The 18,913-nt window shown below is 70.5% G+C and carries 17 protein-coding genes; 5 read left to right on the plus strand and 12 right to left on the minus strand.

Features of this window, described 5'->3' with window-relative positions:
• Positions 1 to 6 precede the first annotated feature (6 nt).
• Entirely contained in the window at positions 7 to 1,476 is a 1,470-nt protein-coding gene (locus tag MTP13_RS01245; RefSeq protein ID WP_243569265.1) for a sugar porter family MFS transporter, read from the minus strand.
• Between the two features lie 194 nt (positions 1,477 to 1,670).
• Here MTP13_RS01245 and MTP13_RS01250 point away from each other — a divergent pair, with 194 nt between their 5' ends.
• Together MTP13_RS01250 and MTP13_RS01255 are read left to right on the plus strand one after the other, a co-directional pair.
• On the plus strand, positions 1,671 to 2,336 hold the full coding sequence (locus tag MTP13_RS01250; RefSeq protein ID WP_243569266.1) for a DUF3105 domain-containing protein: 666 nt from the start codon (positions 1,671 to 1,673) through the stop codon (positions 2,334 to 2,336).
• Positions 2,337 to 2,340: 4 nt separating this feature from the next.
• Positions 2,341 to 2,955, plus strand: a complete 615-nt coding sequence (locus MTP13_RS01255) for a DUF305 domain-containing protein (RefSeq protein WP_243569267.1) — start codon at positions 2,341 to 2,343, stop codon at positions 2,953 to 2,955.
• Positions 2,956 to 2,964: 9 nt separating this feature from the next.
• Here MTP13_RS01255 and MTP13_RS01260 read toward each other — a convergent pair whose 3' ends face one another.
• From MTP13_RS01260 to MTP13_RS01275, 4 genes are all read right to left on the minus strand, one after another.
• A complete protein-coding gene (locus MTP13_RS01260) occupies positions 2,965 to 4,875 on the minus strand; it encodes an ABC transporter ATP-binding protein (protein ID WP_424221964.1) in 1,911 nt (636 codons plus the stop codon).
• A gap of 128 nt (positions 4,876 to 5,003) precedes the next feature.
• Positions 5,004 to 6,005: a carbohydrate ABC transporter permease gene (locus MTP13_RS01265; RefSeq protein WP_189085709.1), complete on the minus strand. Its 1,002-nt coding sequence runs from the start codon at positions 6,003 to 6,005 to the stop codon at positions 5,004 to 5,006.
• The gene (locus tag MTP13_RS01270; RefSeq protein WP_230764598.1) at positions 6,002 to 6,970 is read right to left on the minus strand and encodes a carbohydrate ABC transporter permease; all 969 of its coding nucleotides are present in this window, start codon (positions 6,968 to 6,970) and stop codon (positions 6,002 to 6,004) included. Before MTP13_RS01270 ends, MTP13_RS01265 begins: the two co-directional genes overlap by 4 nt.
• A gap of 131 nt (positions 6,971 to 7,101) precedes the next feature.
• A complete protein-coding gene (locus MTP13_RS01275) occupies positions 7,102 to 8,460 on the minus strand; it encodes an ABC transporter substrate-binding protein (RefSeq protein ID WP_243569268.1) in 1,359 nt (452 codons plus the stop codon).
• 258 nt (positions 8,461 to 8,718) lie between these two features.
• On the opposite strand from MTP13_RS01275, the gene MTP13_RS01280 reads away from it, so the two are divergent.
• Positions 8,719 to 9,753, plus strand: coding sequence for a LacI family DNA-binding transcriptional regulator (locus MTP13_RS01280; protein WP_243569269.1), 1,035 nt, complete (start codon positions 8,719 to 8,721; stop codon positions 9,751 to 9,753).
• A 101-nt stretch (positions 9,754 to 9,854) separates the two neighbouring features.
• Here MTP13_RS01280 and MTP13_RS01285 read toward each other — a convergent pair whose 3' ends face one another.
• Both MTP13_RS01285 and MTP13_RS01290 read right to left on the minus strand, forming a co-directional pair.
• The gene (locus MTP13_RS01285; RefSeq protein ID WP_243569270.1) at positions 9,855 to 11,099 is read right to left on the minus strand and encodes an MFS transporter; all 1,245 of its coding nucleotides are present in this window, start codon (positions 11,097 to 11,099) and stop codon (positions 9,855 to 9,857) included.
• On the minus strand, positions 11,096 to 11,560 hold the full coding sequence (locus tag MTP13_RS01290) for a MarR family winged helix-turn-helix transcriptional regulator (RefSeq protein ID WP_243569271.1): 465 nt from the start codon (positions 11,558 to 11,560) through the stop codon (positions 11,096 to 11,098). The genes MTP13_RS01285 and MTP13_RS01290 overlap by 4 nt, the downstream gene beginning before the upstream one ends.
• 117 nt (positions 11,561 to 11,677) lie before the next feature.
• On the opposite strand from MTP13_RS01290, the gene MTP13_RS01295 reads away from it, so the two are divergent.
• Positions 11,678 to 12,457, plus strand: coding sequence for a GntR family transcriptional regulator (locus tag MTP13_RS01295; protein ID WP_243569272.1), 780 nt, complete (start codon positions 11,678 to 11,680; stop codon positions 12,455 to 12,457).
• Between the two features lie 45 nt (positions 12,458 to 12,502).
• On the opposite strand, the gene add is transcribed toward MTP13_RS01295, so the two are convergent.
• From add to rplJ, 5 genes are all read right to left on the minus strand, one after another.
• Positions 12,503 to 13,474: an adenosine deaminase gene (gene add / locus MTP13_RS01300; protein ID WP_243569273.1), complete on the minus strand. Its 972-nt coding sequence runs from the start codon at positions 13,472 to 13,474 to the stop codon at positions 12,503 to 12,505.
• 11 nt (positions 13,475 to 13,485) lie between these two features.
• Entirely contained in the window at positions 13,486 to 14,280 is a 795-nt protein-coding gene (locus tag MTP13_RS01305; protein WP_243569274.1) for a nucleoside phosphorylase, read from the minus strand.
• 102 nt (positions 14,281 to 14,382) lie between these two features.
• Positions 14,383 to 15,486 (minus strand): BMP family lipoprotein, encoded by a 1,104-nt coding sequence (locus MTP13_RS01310; RefSeq protein WP_341680881.1) that lies wholly within the window; start codon positions 15,484 to 15,486, stop codon positions 14,383 to 14,385.
• Positions 15,487 to 15,708: 222 nt separating this feature from the next.
• On the minus strand, positions 15,709 to 16,101 hold the full coding sequence (rplL, locus tag MTP13_RS01315; RefSeq protein ID WP_189085699.1) for a 50S ribosomal protein L7/L12: 393 nt from the start codon (positions 16,099 to 16,101) through the stop codon (positions 15,709 to 15,711).
• A 43-nt stretch (positions 16,102 to 16,144) separates the two neighbouring features.
• Complete coding sequence (gene rplJ, locus MTP13_RS01320) at positions 16,145 to 16,660, minus strand: 50S ribosomal protein L10 (RefSeq protein ID WP_189085698.1); 516 nt, start codon at positions 16,658 to 16,660, stop codon at positions 16,145 to 16,147.
• Between the two features lie 596 nt (positions 16,661 to 17,256).
• Between rplJ and MTP13_RS01325 the strand changes: the two genes are divergently transcribed.
• Complete coding sequence (locus tag MTP13_RS01325) at positions 17,257 to 18,906, plus strand: MDR family MFS transporter (RefSeq protein ID WP_243570900.1); 1,650 nt, start codon at positions 17,257 to 17,259, stop codon at positions 18,904 to 18,906.
• The last annotated feature ends 7 nt before the right edge of the window (positions 18,907 to 18,913 follow it).

Below are 18,913 nucleotides of genomic sequence, written 5' to 3' on the forward strand. Positions count from 1 at the left end.
GACAGCCTAGCCGGTCGCCTCCGCCCGGCGCTTGGCCGATCCCTTCGCGGGGAACAGCGTCTCGGACTCCTCGAGCGACATGCCGTTCGTCTCGGGCACCTTGAGGAACACGAAGACGAAGGACAGCGCGGCGAACAGCGCGTACATCCCGTAGGTGAAGAGGAGGGAGAAGTCGCTGAGCGCGGGGAAGCTGACCGTGATGAGGAAGTTCGCGATCCACTGCGCGGCTGCGGCGAGGCCGAGGGCGCGCGCGCGGATGCGGTTCGGGAAGATCTCGCCGAGCAGCACCCAGACGAGCGGCCCCCACGAGAAGCCGAAGAACACCACGAACAGGTTCGCCGCGACGAGCGCCACCGGCCCCCAGGCGCCGGGCAGCGAGACCTCGCCGTCGACCGTCACGGAGTTCGCGAAGGAGAGCGCCATCGCCGCGAGCGACACCGTCATGCCCGCCGAGCCGACGAGCAGCAGCGGCCGGCGGCCGACCCGGTCGACGAGCGCGATCGCGACGAAGGTGACGACGATGTTCGTCACGGAGGTGATCACCGAGATGAGCAGCGAGTTCGACTCGTCGAAGCCGACCGCCTTCCAGAGGGTCGTCGAGTAGTAGAAGATCACGTTGATGCCGACGAACTGCTGGAAGACGCTCAGCAGGATGCCGATCCAGACGATGCCCTGCAGCCCCAGCACGGGCCCGCGCAGCGCGCCCTTCCGCTTCGCATAGGCGTCCTGCCGCATCGAGTCGTGGATGTCGCGGATGGCCCGGTCCACCTCGTGCGGTTGGATGCGGGCGAGCACCTCTTTCGCCTTCTCCTCCTTGCCGGCCTTGACGAGGAATCGCGGCGACTCCGGCAGGGTGAGCGCGAGCAGCCCGTAGACGAGCGACGGCACGATGCAGGCGAGGAACATCCAGCGCCACGCCTCGAGCCCGAACCAGAACGACTCGGAGGCGCCGCCGGCGGCCGTCGCGAAGAGCGCGTCGGAGAGCAGGGCGGCGAAGATGCCGAAGACGATCGCGAGCTGCTGCAGCGAGGCCAGCCGCCCGCGCGCCTTGCGCGGCGAGATCTCGGCGATGTACGCGGGGGCGACCACCGAGGCGATGCCGATGCCGACGCCGCCGATGAGGCGCCAGACGATGAGGTCGACGACCCCGAAGGCGAAGCCGGAGCCGAGCGAGGAGACGAGGAAGAGGATGGCCCCGAGCACCATCACCGGGATCCGGCCGAAGCGGTCGGCCAGCCGGCCGGCGAGTTCGGAGCCGACGGCGCAGCCGAGCAGGGCGCTCGCGACCGCGAAGCCGGTCACGCCGGAGCTCAGGTCGAACTGGTGCTGGATGGCGTCGACGGCCCCGTTCACGACGGAGGAGTCGAATCCGAAGAGGAAGCCGCCGACCGCGCCGGCGGCCGCGAGGCCGATCACCTTCGCGTTGAGCCCGTCTCCCCCGGTGCCGGCCTGCGGCTCGGCTGCTGCGCTGGTCATCTCGCTCCCCTCGCTCGCCGGCCCACCCCGGCGTCGGGCACAGACTATGCCTTCGGCGCACCGCAGCACGAGGGGTTGACGGAGCGGGTGGTATCCCGATCAGACTGCGAAAGCCCTGGGAGTACCCCCGCCGCGTACCGGGCGCGGATCCATGCATCCGTATCATCAGAGCGACGCCGCGAGAGAGGTCCCCAGTGAGCCCCAGCCCCACCCAGCCGTCGATCAAGCAGCAGCGCGCCGCCGCCCGGGAGGCGAAGCTCGCGGAGTTCCGCGCCAAGGAAGCCCGCCGCAAGCGGGTGCGCACGATCGGCATCGCCTCGGGCATCGTGGCCGTGGTCGCCGTCATCGGCCTGCTCGTGACCGCGATCGTGCTGACGCCGAAGCCGGCGAGCTACAGCAAGGGCGGCACCGGCGCCGAGATCGACGGGGTCGAGACCTTCGACAACGGCGCGGGCCACGTCGCGGGCACCGTGGACTACCCGCAGACGCCTCCCGCCGGCGGCGAGCACAACCAGTACTGGCTGAACTGCGGCGTCTACGAGCAGCCCGTGCCGAACGAGAACGCGGTGCACTCGATGGAGCACGGTGCGATCTGGGTCACCTACGACCCCGAGCGGGTCTCGGGCGACGCACTCGCCACCCTGAAGTCCAAGCTGCCCTCCACGTACGTGGTCCTCTCCCCCTTCGAGAGTCTCGACACGCCCATCGCGCTGAGCGGATGGAACGTACAGCTGAAGCTCGACGACGCCGCGGACCCGCGCATCCCCGAGTTCTTCGAGGAGTACTGGCAGAGCCAGAACGTGCCGGAGCCCGGCGCGCTCTGCACCGGCGCCTTCGACGCGCCCGGCAAGGTCTCCTGACCCCGTGAGCCGCACGCGCATCGTCGCAGCCTCCGTCGCCGGCCTCGTCGCCGTCGTGCTCGTCGCGGTCGCCGCATTCGCGTTCGGCCGGCTCTCGACGGTGCCCGAGGCGACGCCGGCGGAGGGCAGCGCTGAGGCGGGCTTCGCCCGCGACATGCAGGTGCACCACAAGCAGGGCGTCGAGCTCGCGCTCATCGTGCGCCAGGTCACCGACGATGCCGAGGTGCGGCTGCTCGCCGATGACATCGCCGCGACGCAGGCGCAGCAGTCCGGTCAGCTGGCCGGCTGGCTGAACGTCTGGGATCTGCCGCAGTACAGCGCCGAGCCGCAGATGACGTGGATGACCGACGGCGGCGCGCACGCGCACACGGCGGGCGAGCCCATGCCCGGCCTCGCGACGCCCGAGCAGATCGCCGCACTGCGGGCCGCGAGCGGCGTCGACGCGGAACGGGAGTTCCTCGAGCTGATGATCGCGCATCACCTCGGCGCGGTCGAGATGGCCGAGGCGCTCGAGGAGCGCTCGAGCCATCCGGTCGCCCTGGCCTTCGCGCGGGCCGTGATCGCCTCGCAGCAGTCGGAGATCGAGCTCATGCAGGGCATGCTCGACGCCCGCAGCTGAGCCCGAGGGTCAGCCCTGCGCGGGCAGCGCGGCGTCGGCCTGCTCGCGGTAGAGCGAGGCGTACACCCCGCCGAGCGCGAGCAGCTCCGAGTGCGTGCCGCGCTCGACGATGCGGCCGGCGACGACGACGAAGATGACATCGGCCGAGACGACCGTCGTCAGCCGGTGCGCGATGGCGATCGTGGTGCGGCCCTTCGCGGCGTCGTCGAGCGCCGCCTGCACGACCCGCTCGGAGATCGTGTCGAGTGCGCTCGTGGCCTCGTCGAGCACGAGCACGGGCGGGTCTTTCAGGAGCACCCGGGCGATCGCGATGCGCTGCTTCTCGCCGCCGGAGAGCCGGTAGCCGCGCTCCCCGACGACGGTGTCGAACCCGTCGGGGAAGCTCGCGACCGTCTCGTGGATGTTGGCCGCGCGCGCGGCGGCCTCGAGCTCGGCATCGCTCGCCTCGGGCTTCGCGTAGCGGAGGTTCTCGGCGATCGACGCGTGGAAGAGGTAGGTCTCCTGGCTGACGATGCCGATGCGACCGACGAGCGAGTCCTGCCGCAGCTCCCGCACGTCGACCCCGGCGAAGCGCACCGTGCCGCTCGTCGCCTCGTACAGCCGCGGCACGAGATAGGACACCGTCGTCTTGCCGGCGCCCGAGGGGCCGACGAAGGCGGCGAACTGCCCCGGCTCGATCGTGAACGACACCTCGTCGAGCGTGGGCCGGCTGTCGGAGTCGGCGTCGGGGTAGCGGAACGACACCCGGTCGAACTCGACCCGGCCGAGCTCCGGCCCGTCGGGCACCGCGCGCGCAGCGGGGGCGTCGGTGATCGCCGGCTTCAGGTCGAGGTACTCGAAGATGCGGGCGAACAGCGCGCTCGAGGTCTGCAGATCGAGGGCGACGCGCATGAGCCCCATGAGCGGGAAGAGCAGCCGGGCCTGCACGGTGGTGAACGCGACGATCGTGCCGGCCGTCACGTCGACCGCGCCGCCGGAGATCAGCCAGCCCGACACGAGGTACACGATCGCCGGGATCGACGACATGAAGATGTTCACCATCGCGAAGAACCACTGGCCGGTCATCTGCTGGCGCACCTGCAGGCCGATCTGGGTGCGGTTCTCGTCGGCGTAGCGGTCGATCTCGCTCTGCTGGCGGGTGAAGCTCTTCGACAGCAGGATGCCGGAGACGGAGAGGGTCTCCTGCGTGATCGCGGTCATCTCGGACAGCGACTCCTGCGTCTTGCCGGCGATGCGCGCCCGAACCTGACCGACCCGGCGCTGGGCGATCACCATGAACGGCATGAGCAGCAGCGCCACGAGCGTGAGCTGCCAGTTCAGGATGAGCATCGCGACGAACGCCGAGATGACGGTGACGGTGTTGCCGAGCACGCTCGAGACCGTGTTCGTCAGCACGCCCGCGACGCCGCCGACGTCGTTCTGCAGCCTGGACTGGATGACGCCCGTCTTCGTGCGGGTGAAGAAGCTCAGCTCCATCGACTGCAGGTGCGAGAACAGGCGCACCCGCAGCGCGCCCATGACCTTGTTGCCGATGGTGGAGGTGAGCCAGGTCTGCCACACGCCGAGCAGCGCCGAGACGATGAACACCGCGATCATGCCCACGACGAGCCAGGTGAGCTGCGGCACGTCGGGCGGCAGCGCATCGCCCGCGGCGTTCTTCGGGAACAGGCCGTCGTCGAAGGCGCGCTGGGTCAGCAGCGGCGGGATGACGCTGAGCGCCGCCCCGATGAGCACGAGCACGACCGTCGTGACGAGCGCGGCCCGGTGCGGCGCGAACAGCTCGGCGATGCGGCCGAGCAGGTTCGGGATCTTCGGCGCCTCGGCGTTCTCGGCGCGCTGGGCGGCCTCGTCGGCCGAGGCGATGCGCGTGCGCGGCTTGCCCATGCGCCCGCTCTGCCCGCCCGGCGCCGTTCGGTTCATGCTCACGGCTTCACCCTACGCCGCACCGGGGACGCCCCGGCCGGCCGGGCGCGATCCGTGGACAGCGCCCGGAGACGAGCGGATGCCGCGGACGATCCGCCCGCGGCATCCGCTCCCCCCGCCCGGACTCAGCCCTTGGTCGACCCCGCCAGGAGGCCGCGCACGAAGTACCGCTGCAGGCCGAAGAAGACCGCGAGCGGGATGATGATCGAGATGAAGGCGCCCGCCGTCAGGCGCTCCCACTCCTGGCCGCGCGAGCCCACCATCTCCGCCAATCGCTGGGTGAGCGGCGCGACGTCCTGCGTGCCGCCCGAGAAGATGAGGGCGACGAGCAGATCGTTCCACACCCAGATGAACTGGAAGATCGCGAAGGACGCGATGGCCGGTGTCGCGAGGGGCAGCACGATGCGGAAGAAGATCTGCCCGTGCGTCGCGCCGTCGACCCTCGCGGCCTCGATGACCTCGCTCGGGATCTCCGCGATGAAGTTGTGCAGCAGGAAGATCGCGAGCGGCAGCGCGAACATCGCGTGCGCGAGCCAGACCGGCGCGTAGTTCTGCTCCGGGATGATCGGCACGACGTCGTGCAGCCACGCCTGCATCGGCCGCAGCCAGGTCGAGAAGATCTGCAGCAGCGGCACGAGCGCCATCTGCAGCGGCACGATCTGCAGCGCGAACACGAGGATGAACAGCACCCCGGCGCCCTTGAACTTGATCCAGGCGAAGGCGTACGCGGCCATCGTCGCGAGCACGAGCGGGATGAGCGTGCCGACGAGCGAGATCGCGATGGAGTTCACGATGTACGCGCCGAGCTGCGGCGACGACTGCGAGGTCGAGAGCAGTACGTCCTTGTAGTTGTCGAGCGTGAAGCCCCAGTTCTCGAAGATCGTCCACCAGCCCGTGGTGCGCACGAGCTCGGCCGGGCGGAACGAGGAGATCAGCAGGCCGAACGTGGGGATCGTCCAGAGCACGGCGATGATGAGCGCCGCGACCGTCGCGGTGCGCGAGGTGAGCCGCTTCTTGACGCGGGCGGACTTGGTGCCGACGACCTCGGTCAGGGCGGTCGTCTCGGCGGCCCCCTCGATCGAGCCGCGGTCCTTGCCGGTGGGCAGGTCGGCGGGCGCGATGCTCATCGGATCTCCCTCTGCTTGCGGAGCACGTTGATGTTGTAGACGACGATCGGCAGCACCAGGAGGAAGAGGATCAGCGCGAGCGCCGAGCCGCGCCCGACCTCGCTCGCCCGGAACGCCTGGGTGTACATCTCGTTCGCGATGACCGAGGTGTTGAAGTTGCCCGCGGTCATCGTGCGGACGATGTCGAAGACCTTCAGCGTCGCGATGGAGATCGTCGTGAGCACCACGACGAGCGCGCCGCGGATGCCGGGCACCGTGACGTTGATGAATCGCTGCCAGCCGTTCGTGCCGTCGAGCTGGGCGGCCTCGATCTGCTCGGTCGGCACGCCCTTGATGGCCGCGCTGAGCAGCACCATCGCGAAGCCCGTCTGGATCCAGATCATCACGATGATGAGGAGGAAGGTGTTCAGGGGGTCGGTCTGCATGAACTGCACGGGCTCGCCGCCGAAGGCCGTCACGATCGCGTTCAGCAGGCCGATCTGCTCGCGGTCGCCCGAGCGGTACTCGTAGACGAAGCGCCAGATGATGCCCGCGCCCACGAAGGAGATCGCGATGGGCATGAACAGGATGACCTTGTAGTACTTCTCGCCGCGGGAGCGGTCGATGAACACGGCGTAGGCGAGGCCGATCGCCGTGGAGACCGTCGGCACGAGCAGCACCCAGATGACGGTGTTGATGAGCGTGCGGATCGCCGTCGGCTGGGTGAAGGTCCACACGAAGTTGTCGAGGGTCCACTCGCCGCCGGAGGTCTGGAAGGCGAGCAGCGAGGTGCGGATGGCCGGGTACACCAGGCCGATCGCGAGGAAGATGAGCGCCGGGGCGAGGAAGCCCACGAGCTGCCAGTAGTCGCGGCCCTTCTTCGGCGCCTTGTCGATGAAGAAGATGAGCAGGCCGACGACGGCGGCCAAGACGGCGAGCCCCATCACCACCTGCAGGAGCTTGCCGAGCAGATCGGCGGTCGTCATCGTGCCTCCCGGGTTTTCGTCTTCGAAGCCAGCCGGAGCTGGAGGGGGGTGCGAGGGGCGGAGCCGTGCGGCTCCGCCCCTCGATCATGCCGCGCTGGGCGCTGGGTCTGCGACCGGCGCGCGGCGTTCGCTCAGCTGGCGGGCCAGCTGGACTCGATGGTGTTCAGGGTGTCCGCGGTGCTCTGCCCCGTGGTCCAGGCGACCATGCCCTTCCAGAAGGAGTCGGCGCCGACCGCACCGGGCATGAGGTCCGAACCGTCGAAGCGGAACGTCGTCTCGGGGTCCTGCAGGATCTCGATCGACTGCTCGAGCAGCTCGCTCGACGCGTTCTTCGGGTCGAGGCCCTTGTTCGCGCTGATGACGCCGCCCAGCTTCACACGGTTGTTCGCCCAGGTGTCGCTGGAGAGGTAGGCGCGCACGGCCTCGACCTCTTCGGCGTCGCGGAAGGCGACCGGGAACTCGCCGCCGCCGGTGACCGACAGCGGGTCGTCGGCGTTGGCCGGCGGCATCAGGAAGGCGAAGACGGTGCCGTCGCTCGCGACCGTGTTGGCGTCGCCGCCGTCCGGGTTCCAGAAGGTCTCGTAGAACGAGGCCTGGTGGTGCAGCGAGCACTGGCCGTCGAGGATCGGGAGCCCGGCGGTCTGGAAGGCCTCGGTGACGATCGTCGAGACGTCGCCGATGCCGCCGTTGACCATGTCCGGGTTCTTCAGGATCTCGCCCGCGGCGTCGAAGGCCTCGGCGACCTTCGGGTCGTTGAACGGGATGCCGTGGGTGACCCACTGGTCGTACACGTCGGCGCCGTGCAGGCGCAGCATGTAGTCCTCGATCCAGTCGGTGCCCGGCCAGCCGGTGGCGTCGCCCGACTCGAAGCCGACGCACCAGGGCTTGTGGTCGCCCTCGGACGCGATCTTCTCGGACAGCGCGTTCAGCTCGTCGAGGGTCTTCGGGATCTCGTAGCCCTTCTCCTCGAACTCGGCCGGCGAGTACCAGATGTAGCCCTTGATGCTCGCCATGAGCGGCGCGGCGTAGAAGGTGCCGTCGTACGTGCCGTACTGCTTCCAGTCCTCGCTCCAGAACTCGTCGACGTTCGCCTCGACCTCCTGGGACGCGGGGATGAGCCAGCCGCCGTCGGCGAGGCGGCCGAGCAGGCCCGGCTGCGGCACGATGCCGATGTCGGGGGCGTTGCCGCCCTCGGCGAGCACCGCGATCTGGGCCTCGAACTCGCTCGAGCCCTGGTAGGTGATCTCGATGCCGGTGCAGGTCTGGAAGTCCTTCCAGGACTCGACCAGGCGGTCGGCCTCGAGGTCGAGGATGGTGCCGCTGATGGACACCTTCTTGCCCTCGAACGTGCCGTACTGCTCGTAGGGTGCGCAGTCGACGTCGCCGGCGTCCTCGTTGGCGATGTCGCCGGTGCATGCCGTGAGGGTCAGGCCGAGGGCGGCGGCCGCCACGACGGGGACCACCAATCGGCGATGACGCGTGAAACGCATATCTCTCTCCTCGTTGAGTGTGGTGCAGGCGGACCGGAACCGGTTCCAGCGACCACCGTAGAGCACGGTCACACTTCGCCACAAGTGACCGCCTATCACGAAACGGCGACAAGTCACTCCCTGGCCAGCGTTGGGTGAGAGCGCTTCCACGAAAATGGCCCGTTCGATCGGCAAAATGAGATCTCGACTGGAACCGGTTCCATCCATGCGCCCCTGGCGAGTATGCTCTGCATCGAATACGCCGAGTGAGGAGCCGCGATGACCGCGATCGCCGACGTCGCCCGCCTCGCCGGCGTCTCCAAAGCCACGGCGTCCAGGGCGCTCTCCGGGCGCGGGCACGTCGCCGAGGAGACCCGCCGCCGGGTCGAGGCGGCCGCCGCCGAGATCGGCTACATCGTCTCGCCCGACGCCGCGAGCCTCGTCACCGGCCGCACGAAGAACATCGGCGTCGTCATCCCCTTCGTGAACCGCTGGTTCTTCGGCGAGGTGCTCGAGGGCCTCGAACGCACGCTGCTGAGCGCCGGCTACGACCTCACCCTCTACAACGTCGACGGCGCAGGGCCCGACCGCGATCGCGTCTTCGAGTTCTTCCTCGCGCGCAAGCGCGTCGACGCGGTCATCGCCGTCGGCGTCGACCTCGCCGAGCGCGAGCTCGCGGCGCTCGAGCGGCGCGACAAACCCGTCGTCGTGCTCGGCGGCGGCGAGGCCGGCGCGCTCGGCCCCGCCCGGCTGGGCATCGACGACCGGGCGGTCGGGCAGCTCGCCACCGAGCACCTGCTGCAGCTCGGGCACACCAGGCTCGTGCACCTGGCGGGCGACGGGGCCGCCGCCCGTCCGCTCAGCGTGCAGGGTCTGCGCCGGCACGGCTACCTCGACGCGATGTCCGCGGCGGGACTCGCACCGCGCGGCCGGGCCGAGGTCGTCGAGACCGAGATGACGATGCCAGGGGGCTACGAGGCCGCCCTGCAACTGCTCGGCCAGCCGGGCCGGCGCCCCACGGCCGTGTTCGCCGCCTCCGACGAGGTGGCGTTCGGGGCCATCCGCGCGGCCGAGCGGCTCGGCATCTCGGTGCCGCACGATCTCTCGATCGTCGGCGTCGACGGGCACGAGTACGCCGAGATGTTCGGCCTCACCACGGTCGAGCAGTCGCCGAGCGGGCAGGGCCGGGCCGCCGTCGACCTCGTGCTGCGGCTGCTCGGCGAGGGCGCGGAACCGGACCCGCTGCCCGACTCCGGCGCACCGCTGCCGACCCGCCTGGTGGTGCGCACCTCGACGATGCGGGCCCCCCTCTAGCCCGCGGGCGCATGACGTCGCTTTCTGCGGGTGCGGCGGCGCCCGCACCCGCAAATAGTGACGTCTTACGGGGTGGAGGAGGTGGGGTGGACCGGGCGGGGTCAGGCGGCGTCGCCGGCGGTGATCGCCTCGGCCTCGGTGAGCGCGGGCTCCGCCTCGACGCGGTCGACGCGGCGGAGCGCCCGGTGCCCGAGCACGACGATGACGAGGGCGACCGCGACCGAGCCGGCCGCCGCGTAGTAGGGCGCGTCCGGGGCGATCAGGTGGGCGAGCTCCGCCGCGGCGGGCGGGGCGACCGCACCGCCGAGGAAGCGCACCGCCGAGTACGCGCTCGAGGCGACCGAGCGCTGGAGGTCGGTCGCCTCCATCACGCACTCGGTGAGCACCGTGTTCAGCACGCCGAGCACGAGGCCGCCGATCACGATGCAGACGACGAGCGCCGTCGGGTTCGCGATCACGAGGCCCGCGGCGACGAGGTCGACGGCGAGCAGCGGCAGTGCGATCCACAGCACGCGGGTGCGCGGCATCCGCGCCGTCAGCAGGGGCGCCACGAACACCGAGGTCACCGCGAGCGCGAGCCCCCAGCCGAAGAAGGTGAAGCCGAGTCCGAGCGCGTCGAAGCCCAGCGGGAAGGGCGAGTACGCGAGCAGCACGAAGAAGCCGATGTTGTAGAACAGCGCGGCGGCGGCGAGCACCGCGAGCGCGGGCTGCCGCAGCGCCCGGATGGGCGCGGAGAGCTTCGTCGGCACGGGCTTCTCGGCATCCCGCTCCGGCCGCAGGAACGCGACGATCGCGATGAAGCCGACCGCCATGAGCGCGGCGGTGCCGAAGAAGGGGCCGCGCCAGCTCAGGTGGCCGAGCAGCCCCCCGAGGAGCGGGCCGATCGCGATGCCGAGGCCGAGCGCGGCCTCGTAGAGGATGATCGCCGAGCCCGTGCCGCCGGACGCGGCGCCGACGATCGTCGCGAGCGCGGTCGAGATGAAGAGCGCGTTGCCGAGGCCCCAGCCGGCGCGGAAGCCGATGACCGACTCGACGTTCTGCGACAGCCCGGCGGCCGCCGCGAAGATCACGATGAGGCCGAGTCCGATGAGCAGCGTCTTCTTCGCGCCGATGCGGCTCGAGAGCCAGCTCGTGCCGAGCATGGCGAGGCCGGTGATGAGCAGGTAGCTCGTGAAGAGCATCTCGGTCTCGGTGGGCGTCGCCTGCAGGCTCTCGGCGATGGCCGGCAGGATGGGGTCGACGAGGCCGATGCCCATGAAGGCGATGACGCAGGCGAACGCGACCGCCCACACCGCCTTCGGCTGCTTGAGGATGGACCCGGATGTCTCGTGCGAGCCGTGGCTCATTCGTGCTCCTTGCTGCGGCCGAGGGTGGCGTCGGCCCGATCGAGGCCGGCCTGCAGCACCGCGACGGTGCGCTCCAGGGCGGCGAGGTCTTCGTCGGAGAGCTCGGGGAACATCGGCGTGATGGTCGCCGTGAGCTCGTCGCGCCACGCGTCGAGCGCCGTGAGCCCGGCCGGCTCGGCGGCGACGCGCAGGGCGCGGCCGTCGTCGGGGTCGGGCGTGCGGCGCACCCAGCCGCGCTCCTCGAGCGCGTTGACGAGCTTCGTCATGGTCGGCTGGGTGACCCTGCTGACCCTGGCGAGCTCGCCGAGGCGCAGCGGGCCGAGGTCTCGGAGCACGCCGAGGGTGCGCCAGACGGCGGGCGACTCCTCGCTGCCGGTCGCGGTCGCCGCGACGCGGACGAGCCGGCTGTTCGCCGACACGAGCGCGCCGATGAGGGCGGGCAGGTCGTGGTCGCGTGGCATGCGCACCAGTATACATAGCTTGGCTATATATCTGCGAGGCTGCCCACGAAATCCCCACCGACCCGCGAGAATAGGAGGGCTGCGCGCGAGCGCCGCGACGCAGACGAAAGGGCGCAGATGGGCACCAGCTACCTCGAACAGCCGCTGCTCACCTCACCCGGCCAGCCGCTGCGCGTGGCCGTCTACTCGCGGATCGCGCACGGAATCCGCACCGGGGTGTTCCCGCTCGGCACGGCACTCCCCCGCGAGACCGAGCTCGGCACCTCGCTCGGCGTCAGCCGCACCGTCGTCCGCGAGGCGCTCATGCTGCTCGAGGAGGACGGCCTGATCAGCACCAGACGGGGCGTCGGCCGCTTCGTCGCCGACGCCGTGCCGCACGCGGGGCTCGAGGAGTTCCGGCCGCTCGACCTCGTGCTCGCCGAGCCAGGCGCCACCGTCGAGCTGCGGCACGTCGAGCTCACCCAGCAGACCGCGACGGACTTCGTCTCGACGTACCTGCAGCTCGCCGACGACGCGCGGTTCTGGTTCCGCGAGTCGATCGCCTCCCGCGACGGGGAGCCGATCGCCGTCGTGCAGGAGTACCTGCCCGTGGGCGACGACCGTGCCGGCTTCGGCGCCGCGGTCGAGGCGGCCCTCCCCGACATCGACGAGGCCCACTCGACCGTGCTGATGCGCATCATCGACCGCACCGGGCTCGCCTTCGTCACCGGCGTCTGCCGCATCGGCGTGAGCGTCGCCGGTGCGACACGCGCGAAGCAGCTCGAGCTGAAGGCTGCCGACCCGGTCATGCTGCTCACGCAGACGGCCGACCTCGACGGCCGACCCGCCTACCTCGCGAAGGTCATCGTCGCGCCCTCGGTCGGGCACCTCGCGGTGCGGCAGTCCTCGGGCGGCTGAGGGCGCCGAGCACGGCGCGGGCCGCGGCGGCGGCGGCGCCGCGGGTCAGGCCTCGAGCCGCGCCTCGAGCGCGCGCCGCACGGCCGGCTCCAGGAAGGCGGCGTCGACGCTCGCCCGATCGAGCGCGTCGAGCGCCGCGGCATCCCAGGCGAGCTCCTCGACGAGCACCCGGCGCTCGGCCGCGAGGTCGGAGCCCGTCTGCATCGGGTTGTCGTCGCCGAGCACGAGCCGGACCCCTGCTCGCCGCATCGCCGTGCCGGGGTGATCGGCGACCCGGCCGATCGCGCCGGTGAAGTGGTTCGAGGTCGGGCAGATCTCGACGACGAGGCCGGCATCGGCCGCGCGGGCGAGCTCGACCGCGTCGTCGACGAGGTGCGCGCCGTGCCCGATGCGGCTGACTCCGAGCCACCGGACCGCGTCGGCCACCGCCGCCGCCTCGCCCGCCTCCGCGGCGTGGCAGGTGAGCCCGAGGCCCGCGGCGGCGGCGACGCCGAACGCCGGTGCGTGCACGTCGTGCCGAGGGAAGCGCGACTCGTCGCCCGCGAGGTCGAAGCCGCAGACGACCTCGCCGGCGGCCGCGGCGGCCGCACGCGCGACGGCGAGGTTCGTCGCCTCGTCGTGGTGGCGCAGGACGGCGACCACCGCGCCCGACGGCATCCCGCTCGCGGCGCTGCCCGCGGCCATCCCCCGGGCGACCGCGGCGACGACCTCGGCGAGGCCCCGGTCGTCGTCGGCGTGGGTGGCCGGCCCGAAGCGCAGCTCCAGGTAGTCCTGACCGCCCGCCGCGGCATCCTCGACCGCCTCTCTGGCGATCCGCTCGATCGCGTCGAGCCGACGGAAGAAGGGGTAGCTCGCGGCGACCTTCTCCAGATACGCGGTGAGATCCGCCGGCCCGTCGAGCCGGAGCGCCCGCGCCCAGCCGGCGGGCGGCTCCGGCACGCCGGCCTCCCGGGCGAGCGACGCGGCCGTCTCCGGCCGCAGCCACCCCTCGAGGTGGCTGTGCAGGTTGATGAGCATCGGTCCGCGGCTCAGAGCTCGAGTCGCACGGCAGTCTCGAGCGCGGCCTCGATGCTGCGCATCCAACCCTCCTTCAGGGCCTCCTTGACGCCCGAGTAGAGGCTCGTCCCGTCGTAGAGGTTGCTCGAGGTGGAGCAGATCATGCCGGCCCGGACGCCACGCAGCCGCGCGACGACGAAGATCGCCGAGGCCTCCATCTCGACGTTGGTGACGCCGAGCTCGTGGAGCGTCGAGATCCACTCCGGGGTCTCCGCGTAGAAGGCGTCGTCGCTCACGCTGATGCCGCTGTGCACCTTCGCCGACGTGCCCTCGGTGAGCTCCCGCGCGGTGCGGGCGAGCTCGGCGGTGATGCCGAGGTCGGGCACGGCCGGGTACCCGGTCATCGCGTACGCCGCGGTCGTGCCGTCGTTGCGGAGCGAGCCCTCGCTCACGAGCAGGTCGCCCGGCGCGATGCCTGCCTGCAGCCCGGCCGAGGAGCCGACGCGGATGAAGGAGGTCACCCCCACCCGGACGAGCTCCTCGACCGCGATCGCCGCGGAGGGGCAGCCCATGCCCGTCGAGGTCGCCGTGATCCGCCGGCCCTTGTAGTCGCCCGTCATCGTGAGGTGCTCGCGCTGGTGCGCGACCGTGCGCACGTCGGTGAGGAACTCGGCGATCATCGGCACCCGGAAGGGATCGCCGGGCAGCAGCGCCACCGTCGAAACCTCGCCGGGGGCGACCCCGATGTGGTACTGGCGTTCGCCGATCCCGGCGCTGGCCTTGTCGACGGCGGTGGTGGACTCGGCGGTGGAGGTGGTCGTGGTCATCGTGGCGCGGGCCTTTCATTCGGGTGCGCGGGGTGCGCGGAGTGCGCGGGCAGAGGACGCGCGGGGAGCGCGATCGGCGACGGAGCGGGGCGGATGGCCCGCTCAGGCCTTCGGGGAGGAGGGCGACTCGACGACGAACTCGCCGGAGACGATCTGCTGGCGCAGCTCCTCGACCTCGTCGAGCAGGGCCGGGTCGATGCGCGACTCCCAGTCGTGCGTCGGCGCGATGCCGACACCCTCGTTCTCGAGCGTGCCGATGTAGGGGGTGCTCGAGAAGTCGCCGTCGGCCGCCGCGAGGGTGACCTCCTCGGCCGCGGTGGTGAGGTTCTTCAGCACCGAGGTCAGGTAGTACTGGCGGAACTTCGGCACGGCGTCGTAGACGTCGCCGTTCACGCCGATGATCGCCAGGTCGGTGCCGCGCTCCTCGGCGACGGCGGCGCTCGCCTCGAAGAGGCGTCCCGCGACGGGCATGACGACGTCGGCGCCCTGGTCGAGCAGACCCTCGGTGAGGGTGCGCGCCTTGATCTGGTCGTCGAAGCCGCCGACGAAGAGGCCGTTCTGGGCGGCCTTGTCCCAGCCGAGCACCTTGACATCGGTGCCGTGGGTCTCGTTGTAGTGCGCGACGCCGTCGGCGAAGCCGTCCATGAACACGGTGACCGAGGGGAACGGCATGCCGCCGTAGGTGCCGACCGCGCCCGTCTTCGTGACGCCCGCGGCGAGGTACCCGGCGAGGGCCGCGGCCTGGGCGGTGTCGAACAGCACGGGCTTGACGTTGTCGAGCGTGAGCGGGGCGCCCTCGGCGTCGGTCACGGTGCTGTCGATGAGCGCGAAGTCGACCTCCGGGGCCTGCTGCGCGGCGTCCCTGGTGGCGTTCGCGAGGGCGAAGCCGACCGTGACGATGAAGTCGCAGTCCTGCTCGACGAGGCCCTGGATGTTGCCCGCGTACTGGTCCTCGGTGTTCGAGTCGGCGGTGAGCACCTTCGTGCCGAGCTCGTCGGCGGCGGCCTTCACGCCCTCGTAGGTGAGCTGGTTGAAGTCCTTGTCGTCGAAGCCGGTGATGTCGGAGACGGCGCAGGGGGTGAAGTCGCTCGCGGCGGCCGCATCGTCGCTCGACGTCGGCGCAGCGCCGCAGCCGGTGAGGAGCAGTGCGACGGCGCCGACGGTCAGGCCGGCGGCGAGCAGGGGTCGGGGGAAGCTTCGCATCATGACGTCCTTGTCTGGGGGCGGAGGACGCGGGGCACTCGCTCCCCGCGCAGTATGATGTTATACCTCTCGGTCGACGAAGGCAATGGTCGATGCGCGGGCCGGCTCGCGGGCCGGCTCGGGAACGACGGATGCCCCGTGCCGAACGAATCGGCACGGGGCATCCGTGTACTGCAGCGACGTTCGTCGCCTCAAGCCGGGTGCACTCGCAGGGAGTGCGCCGGATTACTTGAGGGTGACGGTGGCGCCGGCCTCCTCGAGGGCGGCCTTGGCCTTCTCGGCGGTCTCCTTGTTGGCGCCCTCGAGGACGGCCTTCGGAGCACCGTCGACGACGGCCTTCGCCTCACCGAGGCCGAGCGAGGTGAGCTCGCGGACGACCTTGATGACCTGGATCTTCTTGTCGCCGGCGGCCTCGAGGACGACGTCGAACGAGTCCTTCTCCTCCTCGGCGGCGGCGTCGCCACCACCGGCGGCGGGCGCACCAGCGGCCGCGACGGCGACCGGGGCGGCGGCGGTGACCTCGAAGGTCTCCTCGAACGCCTTGACGAACTCCGAGAGCTCGATGAGGGTGAGCTCCTTGAACGCCTCGAGCAGCTCTTCAGTCGAAAGCTTTGCCATTTTTCTCTCCTTGTTGTGTACTCACCGCAGCGTGGCTCGCGCCTTACGCAGCGGACTCCTGCTTCTCGCGCAGCGCGTCGACCGTGCGGACGGCCTTCGACAGCGGCGCGTTGAACAGATATGCGGCTCCGAACAGCGAGGCCTTGAAGGCGCCGGCGAGCTTCGCCAGCAGCACTTCGCGGGACTCGAGGTCGGCGAGCTTGCCTACCTCTTCGGCGGTCAGGGGCTTGCCATCGAAATAGCCGCCCTTGACCACGAGGAGGGGGTTCGCCTTGGCGAAGTCACGCAGCGACTTCGCGACGGCGACGGGGTCGCCGTGCACGAACGCGATCGCCGACGGGCCCGCGAGGGCGTCGTCGAACGCCGAGATGCCGGCGTTGTTCGCGGCGATCTTGGTCAGCGTGTTCTTCACCACGGCGTAGCTCGCGTCCCCACTGATGGACTTGCGCAGCTCCTTGAGCTGAGCAACAGTGAGGCCGCGGTATTCGGTCAGCAGAACGGCGGTCGAGCTCTGGAACATCTCCTGGAGCTCGGCAACCGCGGCTTCCTTGTTCGCCATGGCCACTCCTTGTGTCTTCATCGCGCATCGCGGTGACGATGCACGGCCTGGGAGCGCTGGCATGAAAAAAGCTCCGGCGCAGACGCGCGGAGCTTCGGGCCGGAGAATTCCGGAGAGACTTCGTCACACCTGCGCGGGCCCCTTGCTTTCGCAAGAACTTCGGTCGAACCCTTCGGGCACGACGACCAGCGGTCTTTGGCTCGGACCAGCCTACCCGACCCCGGCGCATCCACCAAATCCCCCTCCCCTCACACAACTCAGGAACATCTGGCAGTTATGCCCTCCGAGCCATCCGTCCAACCCCCGAATCACGCGGATGCCGATCGAATGCTTCCTGAGTTGCGTGAGGGGTGAGGGCGAGGGGGCGGGGGCGAGGGGGCGGGGGCGGGGGCGAGGGGGCGGGCGGGAGGGGGCGGGCGGATGGCGCGGGAATAGTTGACCAAGGTCGATAGTTGACGTACATCAACGACAGGTATATCGTTGACCCACATCAACTTTCTACGAGGACTACTTCTTTGACGTCTCAGCTCACCGCCTCCACCACCGAGGCACCCCGCTCCGCCCGTGAGGTGTTCACCGCACTCTCCGGGCTCATCATGGGCATGTTCGTGGCCGTGCTCTCCGGCACGGTCGTCTCGACCTCGATGCCCGTCATCATCGCCGACCTCGGCGGCGACCAGTCCGCCTACACGTGGGTCATCACCGCGAGCCTGCTCGCGACCGCCGTCTCGACCCCGATCTGGGGCAAGCTCGCCGACCTCGTCGACCGCAAGGTGCTGCTGCAGCTCGCGCTCGGCCTTTTCGTCGTGGGCACGGCGATCGCCGGCTTCGCGCAGGACACCGCGATGCTCATCGCCGTCCGCGTCGTGCAGGGCCTCGGCGCCGGCGGACTCATGTCGCTCGTCATGATCGCGGTCGCGCTTATCATCTCCCCGCGCGAGCGCGGCAAGTACATGGGCGTCGTCGGCGGCATCATGGCGCTCGCCACGATCGGCGGCCCGCTCCTCGGCGGCGTCATCACCGACGCCTTCGGCTGGCGTGCGAACTTCTTCATCGGCATCCCCTTCGCGGTCGCCGCGATCATCATGATCCAGCGCACCCTGCACCTGCCGAAGCCGAACCGCGAGCGCGTGCGCATCGACTACCTCGGCGCCGTGCTGCTCACCGTCGGCGTCTCCGTGCTCCTGATCTGGGTGTCCATGGGCGGCAGCCAGTTCGAGTGGGACTCGATGCAGAGCTACCTCATGATCGGCGGTGCGGTGCTCGCGCTCCTCGCCTTCATCGTGACCGAGTTCTTCGTGCCCGAGCCGATCGTGCCGATGTCGCTGTTCCGCAACCGCACCTTCACCCTCTCCGTGATCGCCTCGATCTCGGTGGGCGTGGCGATGTTCGCGACGAGCGTCTTCCTCGCGCAGTACTTCCAGCTCGCCCGCGGCGCGACCCCGACCGAGTCGGGCCTCATGACGATCCCGATGATCGTCGGCCAGATGGGCGCCTCGATCGGCATCGGCCAGCTCGTCTCGCGCTTCGGCAAGTGGAAGGGCTGGATGCTGCTCGGCTCCGCGCTCATCATCGCGGGCGTGAGCCTCATGTCGACGCTCCGCTACGACACCGACTTCCTCTGGGTCTCGGTGTACATGGTGATCCTCGGCGCCGGCCTCGGCATGGTCATGCAGAACCTCACGCTCATCGTGCAGAACGACACCCCGGCCTCGCAGCTCGGCGCCGCGAGCTCGAACGTGAACTTCTTCCGCTCGATCGCCGGCACCATCGGCGTGACGATCATGGGCTCGGTGCTCGCCAGCCAGGTGACGAGCCACATCACCTCCGGGCTCGCGAAGTTCACGCCGTCCTCGGCCGACGAGGTCGCGGCGCTCAAGGGCCTCGCGTCCGGCAACGTGCCGAAGGTCGGCGAGCTCCCCGACGCGATCCGCGTGATCGTCGAGGGCGCCTACGGCCACGGCATCGCCGACGTGTTCATCATCGCCGTCCCGCTGGCCGTGCTGAGCCTCATCGCGATCGCCGTCCTGCCGAACAAGCCGCTGTCGACGAAGAACGCCGCGCAGTCGCTCGCCGAGGAGGCCGAGGAGGTCGCCATCGACCTCGCCGAGGCCGAGACCGGATCCCCGGTCACCGCCTCGGTCGCGATCGGGCGGGCGGATGCCTCGCGCGAGCCTCGCACGGCGGCGGATGCCGAGGCATCCACGGCAGCCTCGGAGGGCGAGCCGGCCCCGGCCCGCAAGTAGCATGAGT

It is taken from the genome of Agromyces soli (assembly GCF_022811605.1).
GTDB lineage: Bacteria > Actinomycetota > Actinomycetes > Actinomycetales > Microbacteriaceae > Agromyces > Agromyces soli.

Coding starts and splice junctions, on each gene's coding strand:
- MTP13_RS01275 (WP_243569268.1), bottom strand. CDS start 8,460: ATGCGTTTCACGCGTCATCGCCGATTGGTGGTCCCCGTCGTGGCGGCC.
- rplJ (WP_189085698.1), bottom strand. CDS start 16,660: ATGGCGAACAAGGAAGCCGCGGTTGCCGAGCTCCAGGAGATGTTCCAG.
- MTP13_RS01305 (WP_243569274.1), bottom strand. CDS start 14,280: ATGACCACGACCACCTCCACCGCCGAGTCCACCACCGCCGTCGACAAG.
- MTP13_RS01295 (WP_243569272.1), top strand. CDS start 11,678: ATGGGCACCAGCTACCTCGAACAGCCGCTGCTCACCTCACCCGGCCAG.
- MTP13_RS01265 (WP_189085709.1), bottom strand. CDS start 6,005: ATGAGCATCGCGCCCGCCGACCTGCCCACCGGCAAGGACCGCGGCTCG.
- MTP13_RS01270 (WP_230764598.1), bottom strand. CDS start 6,970: ATGACGACCGCCGATCTGCTCGGCAAGCTCCTGCAGGTGGTGATGGGG.
- MTP13_RS01260 (WP_424221964.1), bottom strand. CDS start 4,875: ATGAACCGAACGGCGCCGGGCGGGCAGAGCGGGCGCATGGGCAAGCCG.
- MTP13_RS01245 (WP_243569265.1), bottom strand. CDS start 1,476: ATGACCAGCGCAGCAGCCGAGCCGCAGGCCGGCACCGGGGGAGACGGG.
- MTP13_RS01290 (WP_243569271.1), bottom strand. CDS start 11,560: ATGCCACGCGACCACGACCTGCCCGCCCTCATCGGCGCGCTCGTGTCG.
- MTP13_RS01310 (WP_341680881.1), bottom strand. CDS start 15,486: ATGATGCGAAGCTTCCCCCGACCCCTGCTCGCCGCCGGCCTGACCGTC.
- MTP13_RS01325 (WP_243570900.1), top strand. CDS start 17,257: ATGGGCATGTTCGTGGCCGTGCTCTCCGGCACGGTCGTCTCGACCTCG.
- rplL (WP_189085699.1), bottom strand. CDS start 16,101: ATGGCAAAGCTTTCGACTGAAGAGCTGCTCGAGGCGTTCAAGGAGCTC.
- MTP13_RS01285 (WP_243569270.1), bottom strand. CDS start 11,099: ATGAGCCACGGCTCGCACGAGACATCCGGGTCCATCCTCAAGCAGCCG.
- add (WP_243569273.1), bottom strand. CDS start 13,474: ATGCTCATCAACCTGCACAGCCACCTCGAGGGGTGGCTGCGGCCGGAG.
- MTP13_RS01280 (WP_243569269.1), top strand. CDS start 8,719: ATGACCGCGATCGCCGACGTCGCCCGCCTCGCCGGCGTCTCCAAAGCC.